This window comes from Bradyrhizobium liaoningense, from assembly GCF_018130785.1.
Lineage (GTDB): Bacteria > Pseudomonadota > Alphaproteobacteria > Rhizobiales > Xanthobacteraceae > Bradyrhizobium > Bradyrhizobium liaoningense_A.
Map to the genome: position 1 here is coordinate 316,220 of NZ_JAFCJT010000005.1, position 15,254 is coordinate 331,473.

Sequence of the window (15,254 nt, forward strand, 5' to 3'; positions counted from 1 at the left end):
GTCACCGCCGTAGCACCGCGATCGTCCGGTTCGCGAACGTCAACCGCTCGGCCATGACGGACACGAAATAGGTCAGCAGCTTGTGGCTGAGCGCGGGGTCCTCGTTCCTGATGGCGTCGAACTGGTGCGTGTTGAGCACGTAGAGAACGCTGGCGACCTCGGCCTGGATCGTCGCGCTGCGCGGCGTGTTCGACACCAGTCCCATCTCGCCGATCGTGGTGTAGCGCCCCAAGCTGCGCACGCGCGTGGTGCGGCCGTCGTCGGCGGGGACCATGATGCCGACGCGGCCGTCCAGGATGAAATGCATGGAATCGGCGGGGTCGCCGGCGTGGACGATGACGTTGCCGGCCTCGACCTCGAGGCGTTGGCAGCGGTGGATCAGTGCGTCGGCGTCCTCCTCGCTGTCGAGTATCCCTGTGAACCAGTCGCGCAGGCTGGCTTCTTCCTGCACCAACCCCTGATGCTGCGAGATGATCTCGTTCTCGCACCATTCCAGCGCATGATCGAGCTCGGGGATGATGGTGACGCCTTCGCCGACGAAATCGCTGGAGCGCAGCACCTTCTCGGCCGCGGCCGATAGATGTACCAGGATCAGCTCGACGCCGAGATCATGCGCGCTGCGCTTGATCTGGGCGAAGCTGTAGGCGGCCGAGGAGTCGACGCCGGTGACGAGCTTGAAGTCGAACAGCAGATAGCGGCACTCCGGGCGCTCCTGGAGCAGCCGCTTGACGTGCTGATAGAGCCGGTTGGCGGAGCCGAAGAACAGGTAACTCTGGAGGTTGAGGCCCTGGATATTGCCCCCATGCGCCAGCAGCACCTCCTGGTCGTCGCGCGAGCGGTCGAGCGAGGAGCGATATTCCGAGCCGTCGAAACTGTACTTGATCGACTCCACCCGTGCAGCGCTGAACGCAAACGTCGCGCAGCCGATGATCACGCCGATCAGGATGCCAGGCACGAAACCCCAGGTCACGATGATGACGATGATGGCGATCAGGGAGAGATATTCGAGCTTCGAAAGCCGCTTGCGTGACTCGATGATCCATTTGTGGAGCTGGTCGGCGCCGAGATAGAGCAGAAGGCCGCCGATGACGAATTTCGGGATGAAGCCGAGCAGATCGGGCGCGACGGCAAGCATCAGCAGCGACAATGCCGCGACCGTAAGGCCGGACAAGCGCCCACGCCCGCCGCTGGAGAAATTGAGGATCGAACGGCTGATCGAGCTGCAGCCGGCATAGCCACCCAGCATGCCGGTCAGGATATTGGCGGCGCCGGTGACGTTCAGCTCGCGCTCCAGATTGGCCTCGCGGTGCACGGCGACCTCGATGCCGGTGGTGTTGAACAGCGTGCTTGAGGCCGTGACGAAGATGACGGCAACTACATTGCCGAGCAGGTCCGGCACGGCAAACCAGGGGTAGCGGGCAAGATCATCGGTGTGCCAGGGCAGCATGAAGACCGCCTGCGGCGGCGGCTGAAACGTCCAGCCCAGGGCGCGCGCGTGATCGAACGAGACGCCGGTGATCCAGAACGCCAGATGCGCCGTGAGCACGCCGCCGACTAGGATGATCGGCAACCCGAACGGGCTGCGCGAGCGATGCCAGGTCAGATACAGCACCAGCGCCATCGCGCACGCGGCGCCCAGCTCCAGCAACGTGGTGCCGTTGGTGAAGTGCGGCAGCGTCGTGAACTGGAGCGGGTAGTCGGTGATCACCCGCACCGCGCCCAGGGCGATGAGAAGTCCGGTGGCGCCGAGGAATCCGCCGACGACGGGATATGGCACGTAGCGGATGGCGCGGCCCAGCCGCGTCAGGCCCAATCCGCACAGCACCAACCCCGTCAGCACCGTCGACAGGCCGACCGTGACAAGAACCGGCGAGAGCAGCGGTGCCGACAGGTTCGCCGTCTCGATGCGCTCGACCACCGAGGCTGCCAGGATACCCGTCACCGCCGCGGTCGAGCTGTCGGGGGCCCCAACCGCGAAGGGCAGGGAACTGCCGAGCCCGATGACGACCGCAAGCACCGCGGAGCTGACGAAAGTCGCCGTGATCCCGTAGGACAGGTAAGGCGAGAGCGGCCCGGCGAAGATCAGCAGCGAATAGGACAGGCCGAAGGTGACGGTCAGAACGCTGGCGGCGCTTCCGCCCAAAATATCATTCAGCGCACGCTTGAGGGCCGGATTGAATCGCGAAGCCGGGCTGAAAATAATTGCAGGATCGGTCACGCCGTTGCGCTCGCCCCTTAAAAAAATCCGTCTGAGACGTAGACGAGTACGGGCTTAGCGCAACAGGATTCTTGTAACTATGAAATATCCGACAGTTTTTGCAGGCGCCTCAATGAGGACCTGCGTTCACGGCGTGTGAATGGTCAACCATATCGTGGGCGGAAAAACCGAAGCCGCCACACCCACCGCTGTCATTCCCCGCGAAAGCGGGGAATCCAGTACGCCGCGGCTTCGCGGTGATTCACAAATGTCTCGGAGTACTGGATCGCCCGGTCAAGCCGGGCGATGACAGCTGAGGGCGGGAGGCAGCTTCGCTCGCAACGACAGAGCGCGCCGCAGCCGGGCCTAGATCTTCAGCTCTTTCCCCGTCACACGCCTGTAAGCTTCGAGATACCGCTTGCTGGTTGCATCCACGACGCTCGCCGGTAGTGGCGGCGGCGGCGCGTCGCCGTTCCAGCGGCCGGCGTGGCGCTCGACGTCGAGATAATCGCGCAAGGGCTGCTTGTCGAAGCTCGCCTGCGGCTGGCCGGGCTCGTAGGCATCGACGGCCCAGAAGCGCGAGCTATCCGGCGTCATCACCTCGTCGATCAGGATGATGCGGCCGTCCTTGTCGCGGCCGAACTCGAACTTGGTGTCGGCGATGATGATCCCCTGCTTGCGGGCGAGCTCCTCGCCGAGCGTGTAGACTGCGCGGGTCATGCTCTCCAGCGTGTAGGCGGTCTCGTCGCCGACGACCTCGCGCATCTTCGCGATGGTGATGTTCTCGTCATGGCCGGTCTCGGCCTTGGTCGCCGGGCTGAAGATCGAAGGCTCGAGCTTCTCGCTCTCGACGAGGCCGGCCTTCAGCTTTTCGCCGGCGAGCGTCCCGCTGGCGGCATATTCCTTCCACGCCGAGCCCGAGAGATAGCCGCGGATCACGCATTCGATCGGGAATACGGTGGTGCGGCGCGACAGCATGGCACGGCCGAGGATCTCGGCGCGGTGCGGCTTCAAGGCCGGTACGGCCGCGATGATCTCGTCGGCGTCGGCGCTGATCATGTGATGCGGCACCACGCCTTCGAGCTCGTTGAACCAGAACGCGCTGATCTGGGTCAGCACCGCGCCCTTCATCGGGATGGTCTCGCCCATCACGACGTCGAAGGCGCTGATGCGGTCGGTGGTGACGAGCAGCAGGCGGTCGTCGTCGACGGCGTAGATATCGCGCACCTTGCCGCGGCCGATCTTGGGCAGGGGCAGGTCGCTCGAGAGCATGGTGGTCATCGGCAAACTTTCAGAGGCAAGGCCTTCGCGCAGGACATCCGGCCGCGCCTGATAGCGCGACCGGACACCGGATTAGCCTATTCCGGCAGCGGAATGAACTCATGTTCCTGCGGAACCGCGGCGAAGCGGCCGGTTTTCCAGTCCTGCTTGGCCTGCTCGATCCGCTCCTTGCTGGAGGATACGAAATTCCACCAGATGTGGCGCGGGCCTTCCAATGCATCGCCGCCGAGAAACATCATCCGCGTGGGCCTCACGGCCTTCACCGTGATGCGGTCGCCGGGCCGGAAGATCAGGAGCCGCGGCCCCTCATAGCGCTCGTTCGCGATCTCGACTTCGCCGTCGACGACATAGATCGCGCGCTCCTCGTGGTCGGGGTCGAGCGGCACACTCGCGCCCGCGACCGCCGTGACCTCAGTGTAGAACCAGGGCGACACCATCGTAACAGGCGAGGCGATGCCGAAGGCGGAGCCGGCGATCACCCGTGCAGTAAAATCGCGCTCGGAAATCATCGGCAAATCGCCCGCGCCGTAATGCTGGAACGACGGCGCGATCTCCTCCGATCCAGCCGGCAGCGCGATCCAGCTTTGCAGGCCCAGCATCTGCTGGCCCGATGCGCGCTGCGCATCCGGCGTACGCTCGGAGTGGGCGATGCCGCGCCCGGCGGTCATCAAATTCATCGCGCCGGGCTGGATCTCCTGAATGTTGCCCTCGCTGTCGCGATGCATGATCGAGCCGTCAAAGAGATAGGTGACGGTGGCAAGCCCGATATGCGGATGCGGCCGCACGTCCATGCCCTTGCCGGAAACGAACTGCACCGGGCCGAAATGATCGAAGAAGATGAAAGGCCCGACCATCTGCCGCTTGCCATGCGGCAGCGCGCGCCGCACCGCAAATCCGTCGCCGAGATCGCGCGTGCGCGGCACGATGACGAGATCGAGCGCATCGCAGGACATGGGATCGCCGAGCACGGGATCGTTCGAGGGTTGCCAGCTCATGGTGGACTCCTGTTTCTTGCTGGTATGATCGTAGCAGAACAATGTTGCGAACGGGAGGAGACAGATGATTCCGCCGCTCAAGCCTGGCGCCCGGCTACTCCAGGTCACCGGTCCCCAAATCGAGACGGAACGCCTGCTCCTGCGCCCGTGGCGCGCTGGCGATATCGCTCCGAACGCCGCCATGTTGACCGATCCCGGCACCGCCCGTTTCATCGCGCCGGACGGCAAGCCGATCACCACCGCGATCGGCGGCTGGCGTAACGCAGCCGTGATATCCGGGCACTGGGCTCTCTATGGCTTCGGCATGTTCGCGGTCGAGGAGAAATCCAGCGGCAAATATGTCGGGCGAGTTGGTCCCTGGTGCCCGCCGGGCTGGCCCGCCTTCGAGGTCGGCTGGGGTATTGCCAGGGAATTTCGCGGCAAAGGTTATGCGGTCGAAGCGGCCCGCGCGTCGATCGACTGGTCGTTCGACAGTTTTGAGATCGACGAGATCATGCACTGTATCGAGAGCGAAAATGCGCCGTCGCAAGGCGTGGCGCGCAAGCTCGGCGCGCGGAAGGATCGCGAGATCGATCTGTTCGGCAAGCTCGCCGACGCCTGGATCACGTCGCGGGCTTCGTGGCTGCCGCAAAATTGAATCGATCTCCGATCTGACTTAAATTCGCGCGACTTACGACCGGACCGATGGGATGCTGCTGACCAATCTCGAACTCGCCTTCCGCGCTGCCAGTGTCGCGCTGCTGCTGGTGCTGGCGGCGTCGCTGCTCTCCGATTTCCGCAACGTGCTGGCAGGACGGCTCGGCGTGGCCTTCGTGCTGAGCTCGGTCGCGCACGCTGTGAGCTATTCGTTGGATGTCACGTCGCGTATCCCGCTCTGGCATGCACCGTTGATCGCGTTGTCGACCGGGACCATCGTGGTGTTCTGGCTGTTCACACGCGCCCTGTTCGACGACGAGTTTCGTCTCCGCTGGTGGCACGGTTTGATCTGGGCGCTGGTGACGGCGTTCAGCTTCGCAGGCTGCGTCTGGATTGCACCCAGCGGCCATGTGCGGTTCTCGGTGACTTTGGTCAATCTGATCGTGCTCGGTTTCATCGCGCTTGCGGTCGGGCAGATGATCGCCTCCTGGCAGGCCGACCTGGTCGAGCGCCGCCGCCACGTTCGCGTCTTCATCGTCAGCGCAATCGCGCTCTATGGCGGGCTCAACGCGGTGCTCCAGATCGCCGTCGCCGGCCACCACGTCGGCGATGTCGCCGAAACCGTCAATGCCGGCGTGCTCGCCGGCACCGTCGCGGCGATCGTCTATGCCATGATGCGCGTTGATGGGGCGGATCTGTTTCCGGCCGCGGTGGAGCCCGCACCGCCTGTTCCTTTCAGTCAGCCTGCGGCCGATGACGCCGCCGATCAGAAGCTGATCGACGCCCTGATGCGGCTGATGGCGGACGAGCGGATCTATCGTCAGGAGAACATCACCATCGGCGTGCTGGCGGGCCGGCTGAAAATTCCGGAATACCGGCTGCGCCGGCTGATCAACCAGCGGCTCGGCTATCGCAACTTCAATGTGTTCCTGAACAACCACCGCATTGAGGAAGCCAAGGCCGCGCTCGCCGATCCCGCCCAGGCCGAGGTCCCCGTCATCACCATCGCCATGGATGCCGGCTTCCAGTCGCTCGGCCCGTTCAACCGCGCCTTCAAGGCGGTCACGGGTGTGACGCCGACGGAGTACCGGCGGCTCAACGCCGATGCCGCCTAGATCTTAGACCTTTGGAATCACTTAAGAATTCCGAAATCGACTAGTCCCGATCAGTTTCGACGAGGTCGTTTTTCAAATCCGGCGAGCGCGTGTCGCCCGCATCCGGCCTGCTCTCCCGCACTCGCCCGCAGCCGGAGAAAGCCCGTGACCCGTCGCCGTAAGATCGTCCTCCTCACCACCGCCATCGCCTGCACCGGCCTCGCGCTCGGCGCGGCGCGGGCGCGTAACGTGCCCAAGGTTGCCACCGGCTTCATCGCCGACATCATCTGCTCGGAGACGTTCGTCTCCGGCCTGGATCCCCAGCGCAACCTCGCCGAAACCACCGACGCGATGCCAGGCACCGGCCTCCTGACCTGGGCGATGAATTTGCAGATCGATCGCACCCGCAAGGATGTCACGGTGTCCTTGTTCGGCATCGGCCGCAGCCATGCCGTTTATCGCGATGGGCTCGGCTGCACGCTCGAGCACGGCCGAGGGATCACTGATGTCGCGTTGCCGCCTGACGACAAGCAGCCCGCGCTGCTCCCCGAGATCGCCGGCCCGGGGATCGTGCCGCCGCAAAGCGACGGCTTGGCCGCCGCGCTCGACCGCGCCTTCACCGAGCCCGCGCAGCCGCCTTATCGCCGGACCCGTGCGATCGTCGTCATGAAGGCCGGCCGCATCATCGCCGAGCGCTACGCCGACGGTGTCGGGCCGGAGACGCCGCTGCTCGGTTTCTCCATGACGAAGTCGATGATCTCAGCGCTGACAGGCATTCTCGTGCGCCAGGGCAAGTTGAAGCTGGATGGACCCGCGTCAATCGCCGCTTGGCAAAATCCTGATGATCCGCACCATGCCATCACGGTCGATCAGTTGCTGCGTCACACCGCAGGCATTGCACTCGGAAGCTCGTTGGAGGCTTCGCTCGGCTCCGCGCTCGAGCCGGTCAACGCCATGAAGTTCGCCGAGGACGATATGACCAGCTTTGCCGAGCGCGCGCCGCTCGCGACCGCGCCGGGCACGGCGTGGAATTATCACGACGGCAATTTTCTCATTCTCGCGCATCTGATCCGCAACGCCGCGGGCGGCAAGCCCGCAGATGCGCTGGCCTTCGCGCGCCGTGAATTGTTCGCGCCGCTCGGCATGAACGACGTCACGCTTCAGCTCGACAGTGCCGGCACAATCGAGGGCTCCAGCGAGATGCTGGCCTCCGCGCGCGACTGGGCGCGCTTCGGCCAGCTCTATCTCAACGACGGCGTTGCCGGCGGCAAGCGCATCCTGCCGGCGGGCTGGGTGAATTATTCCGCCTCCGCCACGCCGAATGCCTGGGTCGGCATCGGCGCCGGCTTCTGGACCAACCACGGCGACAGCTTTGGCGCCAAGTTTCGTGTCGAGCACGGCTGGCCGCGCGATGCCTTCTTCGCCAAGGGCACCATCGGGCAGTACACGATCATCATTCCCTCGGAACGGCTTGTGATCGTGCGGCTGGGCCGCTCGCCGAACTGGCCGCCGCAAGCGGACGGCGTGTTCGATCTGGTGCGGGATGTGGTGGCAGCCACGCGCGAGAAGGGAAAAATAGCGGGGGCGAATTGAGGTGTTTCTTACCCCTGGAGGGGGAGGGTAAGAAGAGCGCTGCGGCTCCTACCTCCCCAGCTCCGTCGCCTTCGCCACGCGGTCGAACCGCTCCAGCGTCATGATCGCGTCCGCGAATTTTTCCGCGCGCGCGTTCAGCACCGGGCGGGCCAGCGTCAGAAACTTCTGCTGCATCGCCAGCGCATCCGGGAACGAATTCGGCTCGCCCGAGGGATCGGCGTAAAGCCGCTCATGCACGCCGTCGTCGGTGGTGATGCTGACGCGCGCGCCGAACGGATGGGTGCGGCCGACCTCGAGCCGGTCGTCCTGCACCACGTCGAACTTGTCGGCGAGCGCGTCGATGGCGGCGTCGCCGAGGCGGTTGTAGTCGTCCCAGCCGAACGAGCCCTGGTCGAGCGCGAGCGCGCCGGTGAAGAACATCGAGAACTGGCCGCCGACGATCGACGTCGGATGCCGCTTGGTGGCGGCATCGCCGGTCAGCGTGATGCCGTTGCGATGCAGGCCGATCTCGACGCGCTTGACCTGGTCTGGCGTCAGATTATGCTCGCGACGCATCGCGATCAGCGCGTCGATCGCCGCATGGGTGTAGCGGCAGCTCGGATACGGCTTCACGCCGATCTTCATCGTCTCATAGGTCTTGCCAAGCTCGGCGACCGCCTTGTCGGGATGCGCATCGTCGGTGTAGCCGGCGAGCAGGCCGTGCTTGCCCTCGACCGATTCCGTCGCGCCGACGAAATCGTTGCGCGCCAGCGTCGCAGCGATCACGCCGTTCATCGCGGCAGCGCCGACCTGGTAGCGCTTGTTCCAGGCGCCGTTGACCAGGAATTGCAGCGAGCCGGCCGCCTGGCTGCCGGAGACGCCGAAGGCGGCGATGATCTGCTGCTCGGACAGGCCGAACAGCTTGCCAGCGGCGGCCGCGGCGCCATAGGTGCCGGCCGTCGCGGTCGGATGGAAACCGCGTGCATAATGCGAGGTCGGGTCGAGCGCGTTGCCGAGCCGGCAGCAGACCTCATAGCCCGCGACGATCGCGGTCAGCACGTCGCGGCCCGATGCGCCGACCATCTCGCCGACGGCGAAGGCGGCCGGAACCACCGGCGCGCTCGGATGCAGCGAGGAATCCGCGTGGGTATCGTCGAAGTCGAGGGAATGGCCGAGCGCGCCGTTGAGGAGCGCCGCGACTGCCGGCGTCCAGGTCTTGCTGTCGCCGAACACGGTGGACTCGCCCTTGGTGTCGAGCGCGAGCGCTTCCAGCATTTTCAGGATCGAGGGGGTGGATTCCGCTTCGCTGCGAGCCCGGATGGCGCTGCCGAGGAAGTCCAGCGTCAGCACTTTGGCGCGATCCAGCACCTCCGCCGGAATATCCTGGTATGTCAGATTGACGACGTAGGCGGCGAGCGTTGCGGTTTCGTGGGCCATCGTGTTTCCTCGTTTTGGCGCGCAAGTTAGGCGGGCTGATTTGGCCTTTCAAGCGGCCTTGGGGCCGCGGGCATCAGCTATGCTTTGCCTGGCTGCAAGAGGATCGGGACTTCCGACGATGGCATTCGCAAAAGAGCTGTTCGACCGGATCAGGTCGCGGCGGACGCAATTGGGGCTGGCGATCCGGGTCACGGTGGCCGCAGTGGCGGCCTATGCGATCGCGACCGCGCTGCATCTGCTGTTGCCGCTCTGGGCGGTCCTGACCTCGCTGATCGTGACCCAGATGAGCGTCGGCCGCTCGCTGAAGGCGACGCGCGACTACATGCTCGGCACCATCGGCGGCGCGCTCTATGGCGGCGCCATCGCGATCCTGATCCCCTATTCCAGCGAGGTGGGGCTGTTGGGCTTGCTGGTGCTCTCGGTAGCCCCGCTCGCCTTCATCGCCGCGATCAATCCGAGCCTCAGTGCGGCCACCGTCACGGCCGTGATCGTGCTGCTGGTTCCGACCATGCATCATTCCGATCCCATGACGTCGGCGATCGACCGCGTCAGCGAGGTCGGGGTCGGCGCCATCACCGGGCTGCTGGTCTCGTTCCTGGTGCTGCCGTCGCGCGCCGTGCGGCAGATCCGCGCCAGCGCGGCCACGCTGCTCGAACTGATCGCGGACGCCTTCACCGAATTGCTCGCAGGCCTCACGCGCGGTCGCGACAACGACGCGCTGCACCGGATCCAGGACGGCATCGGCACGGCCATGGTGGGTATGAATGCCATCGGTGCCGAAGCCGAGCGTGAACGCTCCGCGCGACTGTCGAGCGGGCCCGACACCGGCCCGCTGCTGCGCACCGTGCTGCGGCTCCGCCATGACGTCGTGATGATCGGCCGAGCCACGGTGGTGCCGCTGCCGGTCGAGGTGCAGATGCGGCTGGCGGCTCCCCTGACGGAAGTCTCGACCGTGATCGCGCGCTTCCTGCGCTCGGCCGCCGCGGCCTTGCGCGAGGGCGCCGGCGCGCCGCCGATCCACCCCGTCCACGTCGCGCTCCAGCATTATGCCGAGGCGGTCGCCGCCGTCCGCCAGGACGGCCTGCTCCGAGGTCACCCCGGCGACACCGCCGAGCGCTTCTTCGCGATCGGCTTCTCGCTGGAGCAGATGCACCAGAATCTCTGCGATCTCGATCGCGTCGTCGGCGAATGGTCGGAGGCCGCGGCCGATAAATCCGTGCGCGTGGCCGAGTGAGCTAACGCTTCGTCAGCCCCTTGCCCTGCAGGCGCCAGAGCAGGAGGTCGATGCGGTCCTGGCCGAAGAACGGCTCGTTCTCGAACACGAAGGTCGGTACGCCCCAATGGCCGGAGGCGGCGTGGTCCTTCTCGTTCTCGGCGATCACCTGCTCGTAGCGATCGGGGTCGGCGCTGATCGCTGCATCCATCGCGGCGAGATCGAAGCCGGCCGCCTCAGCGGCGCGCGCGAGATGATCGCCCTCGTTCCATCCCGCCACCGAGCCGTCCCACAGCACGCGCGCGATCGCGTCGGTGAATGCGAGCGAGCGGCCTTCGAGCTGCGCCATGGCACCCAGCCGGGTCAGCCGGTGGATGTAGGGTTGCTCGGCCGCGACATCGAACGTCGTCTTGTCCTGTACGATCGGATCGGGCCTCGGAAAGCGGAACGGAATGCCCTCGTGCTGCGCCACGCGCGTGCTGTCGAGCACCACATAGCGAATGAAGTTCGGGCTGGCCTTCTTGAAGAAGCCGGGCACGCGGACCGCGAGCGGATAGACCGGCCGCAAATTCACCGCGAGATCGTACTCTTCGACGAGCTTGAGCGTCTTCGGCAGCGCCAGATAGCTGAACGGGCTGCGGAAGGAATAGAAGAGGTCGATGGAGAGCGTCATTGGGCCGGCTTCACGATGCATCCCATCATGCTGCGCACCACGAGCTTGTGGAAGGGCATGATCAGGGTGAGATAGGTCCGGCCGAGCAGGTTGTTCGTTCGCACCAGCGTGGTCGACGTGACCTGATGGGTTGCCGCATCGCCGGCGACATCCACCACGAGGCGGAAGTCGAGGTGAGAATCATTGAAACCCGCGACCAGCCGCTCCGGCGTCTCGCTCAGTACCGGAAACAGGCCGATCAGGCCGCCGGGCGCGTACGCGCCTTCGCCCGATGTCTTCAGCCCGAACGGCGTCACCAGGATGTTGCGCAGGCGTATCATCGCATCGATCCAGCGCGGCCCGTGCAGGACCATTCTGGTGCAGGCTTCGCGGGCGCTCACGCGCGCCGCGCCGATCTCCACGCGAAACGCGTCGATGAACTGCGCGCCCGCCAGCACGCTGTCGGCGTCGACATTGGGGGTGACTTCGCGGACTGTCCCGGTCATCCCGCCAGTTTGCGCGTCAGCATGCGGAAGCGCAAGATCAAGAGCCCGGCATAGACGAACGTCCCGATCGAGAAACCGATCCAGACGCCGACCGCGCCGAGCCCGGCGTTGAAGGCCAGCACCCAGGCGATGGGAAAGGCAACGCCCCAATAGCCGATCGCCGCGAACACCAGCGTCATCCTTGTGTCATTGATGCCGCGCAGCGCGCCGCCCACGATGGTCTGGAGGCCATCGGCGATGAAGAAGGTCGCGCCGACCACCAGCAGTGTCGCCGTCAGCTCGACGGTTGCAGCACTTGCCTCGCTGCTGCCGAAAAACAGCCGTCCCAGCTGGTAGCGGCCGAGGATGATGGCGACGGTCAGCGCGGAGACCAGGGCTACACCGAGCAGGGCCGCGACCAGCCCTGCGCGCTTGACTGCGAGCGGCTCGTTGCGTCCGAAGGCATGGCCGACCCGCACCGTCGCCGCCATGCCGATGCCGAGCGGCACCATGAACAGCACGGCGGTGATCTGGAGCGCGATCTGATGCGCGGCGATCGCCGTGGTCGAGATCAGCCCCATCAGCAGCGCGGCGGACGAGAACAGCCCGTATTCCAGCAGCAGGGAAAACGAGATCGGCGCGCCGACCGCGATGAGCTGGCGCATCAGGGGCCAGTCGATCCGCCAGAGATGGGCGAGCGGGCGGTAGTCCGCGGATGGCTTTCGCCATGCGGCGAAAGCAAGCACAGCGAGGAAGGTGCCGAGATTGACTAGCGTGGTCGCAAGGCCCGCGCCGAACAGGCCGAGCTCCGGCAGGCCGAACAGGCCGTGCATCAGGCAATAGACCAGCGCCGCGTTGGCGGGGATCGCTGCAATGGTGATCCACAGTGGCGGCTGCGGCCGGTTCACCGCGCTCATCATGCTGCGCAACGCGATGAAGCCCAGCGCCGGCGCGATGCCCCAGGCAAGCCCGTTCAGGTAGCGCTGCGCGAGTGCAGCCGATTGCGGCGCCTGCCCGAGCGCCAGCAGGATGCGCTCGCCATAGAGCGGCGAGGCCATCATCGGCAGCGAGATCAGGAGTGCGACCCACAGGCCGACGCGCAAGGAGCGGCGGATGCGCCTGACATCACCGGCGCCAAATGCCTGCGCGGCCAGCGGCGACACCGCGGACATCAATCCGAGCCCGAAGGTGAAGCTGACGAAATAAACCGTATGCGCCAGCGCCGCCGCTGCGACCGCATCCTCGCCGAGCCTGCCGATCAGCGCGAGATCGGTCGTGATCATCGCGATCTGTCCGAGCTGCGTCAGCATCAGCGGCACGGCCAGCCGCAGCGTCTCGACGAACTCTTCGGCGAGATGGTTTTGCGGCACGCCGGCTTGCGGCTGCGAACGAGGTTGCACGGTGTCGAGCATGGTTACCCAATAGCATCGTCGAGCGACGAAAACATGGCTCTCGTGTCTCGGACGCGCTGCAGCGCGAAGCGGTGCTGCGCAGAGCCGGGATCCAGAATTTACGGGCGCGGCTCTCGCTCGCATGGGCCCCGGCTCAGCAGCGCATCACTGGCGTGCTGCGCTGCTGAGCCGGGGCACGAGACCATTTCAGGACTCGTAGGGTGGGCAAAGGCGCGCTTGCGCCGTGCCCACCATCAGTCGAACACGACAGCAGAAGCGGTGGGCACGCTACGCTTCGCTCACCCTACGATACTGTGGCGCGGAGGGAGCCCCTCAGTTCTTCCGTTCCGGCACGCGCTTGATCTTCGCGCCGAGTGCGTTCAGCCGTTCGTCGATGCGCTCGTAGCCGCGCTCGATCTGGTCGGCATTGTTGATCGTTGAGGTGCCCTCGGCGCAGACCGCGGCGAGCAGCATGGCCATGCCGGCGCGGATGTCGGGCGAGATCATCGATGCCCCGCGCAGCCGGCTGGGGCCTGCGATGATGGCGCGATGAGGATCACAGAGAACAATTCGCGCGCCCATGGCGATCAGCTTGTCGACGAAGAACATCCGCGATTCGAACATCTTCTCGAACATCAGGATCACGCCGTCGCATTGCGTGGCGGTGACGATCGCGATCGACATCAGGTCGGCCGGGAAGGCCGGCCAGGGCTGGTCTTCCAGCTTCGGCACGTGGCCGCCGAAGTCGTCCTGGATCTTCAGCGTCTGGTTCGAGGGCACGATGAGATCGTCGCCCTCGATGCGGCAGACGATGCCGAGCCGCTCGAACCCCATGCGGATCGAGCGCAGATGCTCGACGCCGGCGCGCACGATGCGCAGCGGGGAGCGCGTGACGGCCGCAAGCCCGATCAGCGAGCCGACCTCGATATGGTCGGGCTGGATCCGGTAGGTCGTGCCGCCGAGCGTCGCCGGACCATGGATGATCATGGTGTTGGTGCCGATGCCCTCGATCTTCGCACCGAGCGCGGCCAGGAAGTTGGCGAGGTCCTGCACATGCGGCTCGGAGGCCGCGTTGCGCAAATAGGTGACGCCGTCGGCTGCGACCGCCGCGACCAGCGCGTTCTCGGTTGCGGTGACGCTCGGCTCGTCCAGGAACACGTCAGCACCGGCGAGCCTTGCCGCTCGGAATTCGAGCCGGTCGGTCGCGGTGACCTTGGCGCCGAGTTGTTCGAGCGCGAGCACATGCGTGTCCAGACGGCGGCGGCCGATGACGTCCCCGCCGGGCGGCGGCAGCATCACTTCGCCGCAGCGGGCGAGCAGGGGGCCCGCGAGCAGGATCGAGGCGCGGATGCGGACGCAGAGCTCGGGGTCCAGATCGCCGGCGCGGATGCTCTTGGCGTGGATGTGAAGCGTGTTGCGGGCGGTCCATTCGGCCGCCGCGCCGACCGAGCGGATCAGTTCGACCAGCGTCTCGGTGTCGCGGATCCGCGGTACGTTCTCCAGCGTCACCGGATGCTCGGTGAGCAGGGCGGCTGCGATGATCGGCAGCGCCGAATTCTTGTTGCCGGACGGCTCGATCGAGCCCGAGAGCCGGTGACCGCCCTCGACGATGTACTGGATGGGCGCCAAGTGGATTCTCGCTGTGCTGTTGGGTGGGGCGGGCTGTTTCGGGCGGAAACTACAGAGAATTGAGCGCGGGAGCAATTGTGCCGGCCGGGGTCCGAGCCCGTCCGTCAGCCTCGAAAGGGTTAAAACAGGGCGATGATGTTCGCGACCACATAGAGGATCGCGATCAGGATCAGCGCGCCGATCATGACGAAGGAAATCTCGATCGCGATGGCGCCGGTGCCGAGGATCGCGGCCACGCCCGCAAGAAGCCTCTCCTCCCGAAAGATCAGCGAGAGGACCGAGAGCAGGATGGCCAGCAGGCCGAGCGAGATTGCGGTGGCCGAAGCGGCTTCGCTCCAGCGTCGTCCAGCCGATTTTTCGACCTTCGGCGCCTGATACTCCACGCCCTTCACGCGCGCGATCACGCGGTCCTTGATGCGATGGCCGGTGTCGACGATGACCTGGTCCGCCGGTGGCGGCGGGAACATCATCGGCACCACCCAGTGCGGCAGCACAGCCGCCATCAGCGCCAGCACGCCGACAATGCTCCCGATGATGCCGAGACGGCGGGAGGGAAGGGCGGAACCGGTAGCTGCAGAGCTGGTCATGCGTGGCGCATCCCGGCCGGAATTGGCCTTACGGGTTCATGCCACTTCGTCGCGATGGTGGGTGGTGAGGTTCAGCGATGCAGCG

At 65.8% G+C, this 15,254-nt stretch carries 13 protein-coding genes; 4 read left to right on the forward strand and 9 right to left on the reverse strand.

Annotated elements, in window-relative coordinates; all coding sequences use genetic code 11:
* Position 1: 1 nt before the first annotated feature.
* From JQ627_RS15795 to JQ627_RS15805, 3 genes are all read right to left on the reverse strand, one after another.
* A complete protein-coding gene (locus JQ627_RS15795) occupies positions 2-2,218 on the reverse strand; it encodes a SulP family inorganic anion transporter (protein ID WP_212485081.1) in 2,217 nt (738 codons plus the stop codon).
* Between the two features lie 345 nt (positions 2,219-2,563).
* Positions 2,564-3,478, reverse strand: a complete 915-nt coding sequence (locus JQ627_RS15800) for a phosphoribosylaminoimidazolesuccinocarboxamide synthase (RefSeq protein ID WP_212485082.1) — start codon at positions 3,476-3,478, stop codon at positions 2,564-2,566.
* Positions 3,479-3,555: 77 nt separating this feature from the next.
* Positions 3,556-4,473, reverse strand: a complete 918-nt coding sequence (locus JQ627_RS15805) for a pirin family protein (RefSeq protein ID WP_212485083.1) — start codon at positions 4,471-4,473, stop codon at positions 3,556-3,558.
* A gap of 64 nt (positions 4,474-4,537) precedes the next feature.
* Here JQ627_RS15805 and JQ627_RS15810 point away from each other — a divergent pair, with 64 nt between their 5' ends.
* From JQ627_RS15810 to JQ627_RS15820, 3 genes are all read left to right on the forward strand, one after another.
* On the forward strand, positions 4,538-5,110 hold the full coding sequence (locus JQ627_RS15810; protein WP_212485084.1) for a GNAT family N-acetyltransferase: 573 nt from the start codon (positions 4,538-4,540) through the stop codon (positions 5,108-5,110).
* 52 nt (positions 5,111-5,162) lie between these two features.
* Positions 5,163-6,224, forward strand: coding sequence for a helix-turn-helix domain-containing protein (locus JQ627_RS15815; RefSeq protein ID WP_212485085.1), 1,062 nt, complete (start codon positions 5,163-5,165; stop codon positions 6,222-6,224).
* A 144-nt stretch (positions 6,225-6,368) separates the two neighbouring features.
* A complete protein-coding gene (locus JQ627_RS15820; protein WP_212485086.1) occupies positions 6,369-7,796 on the forward strand; it encodes a serine hydrolase in 1,428 nt (475 codons plus the stop codon).
* Positions 7,797-7,844: 48 nt separating this feature from the next.
* Here the strand turns inward: JQ627_RS15820 and JQ627_RS15825 are convergent, their stop codons facing one another.
* Positions 7,845-9,212: an MmgE/PrpD family protein gene (locus JQ627_RS15825; protein ID WP_212485087.1), complete on the reverse strand. Its 1,368-nt coding sequence runs from the start codon at positions 9,210-9,212 to the stop codon at positions 7,845-7,847.
* Between the two features lie 118 nt (positions 9,213-9,330).
* Here JQ627_RS15825 and JQ627_RS15830 point away from each other — a divergent pair, with 118 nt between their 5' ends.
* Complete coding sequence (locus JQ627_RS15830) at positions 9,331-10,446, forward strand: aromatic acid exporter family protein (protein WP_212485088.1); 1,116 nt, start codon at positions 9,331-9,333, stop codon at positions 10,444-10,446.
* Position 10,447: 1 nt separating this feature from the next.
* Here the strand turns inward: JQ627_RS15830 and JQ627_RS15835 are convergent, their stop codons facing one another.
* The 5 genes from JQ627_RS15835 to JQ627_RS15855 all read right to left on the reverse strand — a co-directional run bounded on the left by JQ627_RS15835 (position 10,448) and on the right by JQ627_RS15855 (position 15,169).
* Positions 10,448-11,098: a 2-hydroxychromene-2-carboxylate isomerase gene (locus JQ627_RS15835; RefSeq protein ID WP_212485089.1), complete on the reverse strand. Its 651-nt coding sequence runs from the start codon at positions 11,096-11,098 to the stop codon at positions 10,448-10,450.
* Positions 11,095-11,583, reverse strand: a complete 489-nt coding sequence (locus JQ627_RS15840; RefSeq protein WP_212485090.1) for a DUF2867 domain-containing protein — start codon at positions 11,581-11,583, stop codon at positions 11,095-11,097. The genes JQ627_RS15835 and JQ627_RS15840 overlap by 4 nt, the downstream gene beginning before the upstream one ends.
* A complete protein-coding gene (locus JQ627_RS15845) occupies positions 11,580-12,974 on the reverse strand; it encodes an MATE family efflux transporter (protein WP_212485091.1) in 1,395 nt (464 codons plus the stop codon). The genes JQ627_RS15840 and JQ627_RS15845 overlap by 4 nt, the downstream gene beginning before the upstream one ends.
* Before the next feature lie 312 nt (positions 12,975-13,286).
* Complete coding sequence (murA, locus tag JQ627_RS15850) at positions 13,287-14,582, reverse strand: UDP-N-acetylglucosamine 1-carboxyvinyltransferase (RefSeq protein WP_212485092.1); 1,296 nt, start codon at positions 14,580-14,582, stop codon at positions 13,287-13,289.
* A gap of 119 nt (positions 14,583-14,701) precedes the next feature.
* Complete coding sequence (locus tag JQ627_RS15855; RefSeq protein WP_212485093.1) at positions 14,702-15,169, reverse strand: hypothetical protein; 468 nt, start codon at positions 15,167-15,169, stop codon at positions 14,702-14,704.
* Positions 15,170-15,254 lie beyond the last annotated feature (85 nt).